This is a genomic window from Streptomyces sp. NPDC127190 (genome assembly GCF_042672505.1).
Taxonomy (GTDB): domain Bacteria; phylum Actinomycetota; class Actinomycetes; order Streptomycetales; family Streptomycetaceae; genus Streptomyces.
Map to the genome: position 1 here is coordinate 1 of NZ_JBHXVE010000072.1, position 1,059 is coordinate 1,059.

Genomic DNA, 1,059 nt, shown 5'->3' on the forward strand with positions numbered 1-1,059 from the left:
CCATATTGTTGTACTTCTTATCTATCCAATCCTTTAAAAAGTGTTCAATATGCTTGTATTTCGTATCTAATTTCATATTAATAATATCTAATATTTCTAGATTTGGCATAAATTATTCATCTCCTTTAATGGAGAGAGTATATACACACTTATTTTAGTTTGTCAATAATAACCTGTTATAAACATTTATACTCAGTGCGAACATAAGAGATAGGACATTTCTATCCCTGATACCCAGTTATTTCATATATAATAGGACTTTACATTCAGGAACATGTGTTCTATTATTGGTACAGAAATATTTTCTTCTCCTACCAATATGTCGCATAATGTCGAATCCTTCCTGAAAAAATTCTGAAGAAATTTGTAAAAAGGGGTAGACATGATATATCCCTTGATGGTAAGATAAGGTCATCAAAGGGAACATAAAGGAATCTGAAGCCCTTTAAAGGAAGTGATACATATGTAGAGGGAGGTACGCTTTTTGTCTAGTGAAGAGGTTTTAACAGTTAAACAGGTAGCCGAGATATTAAAAATATCTGAAAAAACGGCTCGCAAAATGCTGAACAACGGAGAAATTAAAGGTTTCAAAGTCGGTCGAGAATGGCGCGTGTCAGCTGAAAAATTCAATGAATACTTAAAACAAAATTAATTCTTTGGGGGAATTTTAAAATGACAAACACTATTAAAAACACTGAAAACACTACTGACGTATTGGCAACTGAGGACATTGCAACAGCATCACCAAGTATTTTTGAACAAGGTACACAACAAATGTTTTCAACTATCCAGGCAACGGACAGAAAGAGCAGCATCAAACTTTACAACGCGGTAAGCAACGCTGAACACTCTCTATCAGACCATATCGGAGAAGTAATTGAAATTACAGACATGGTCGCCCATGCGGTTGAATTAGAGGATGAAGTCACGAAAGAGACAATTCAGGCAATGCGCGTTGTTCTTTTAACAGCAGACGGACAAGGCTATCACAGTGTATCTCAGGGCGTAGCAAGCTCCCTACAACGTATCATTGGGATTGTAGGGCAAGGTCGTTGGACG

2 protein-coding genes are annotated in these 1,059 nt (G+C 36.3%); both read left to right on the top strand.

Annotation, left to right across the window (positions count from 1 at the left end):
* Window positions 1-484: 484 nt before the first annotated feature.
* The gene (locus ACFVIU_RS39165) at window positions 485-652 is read left to right on the top strand and encodes a helix-turn-helix domain-containing protein (RefSeq protein WP_326194937.1); all 168 of its coding nucleotides are present in this window, start codon (window positions 485-487) and stop codon (window positions 650-652) included.
* A gap of 20 nt (window positions 653-672) precedes the next feature.
* On the top strand, window positions 673-1,059 hold a 387-nt coding region (locus ACFVIU_RS39170; protein WP_385848533.1), incomplete at its 3' end, for a hypothetical protein.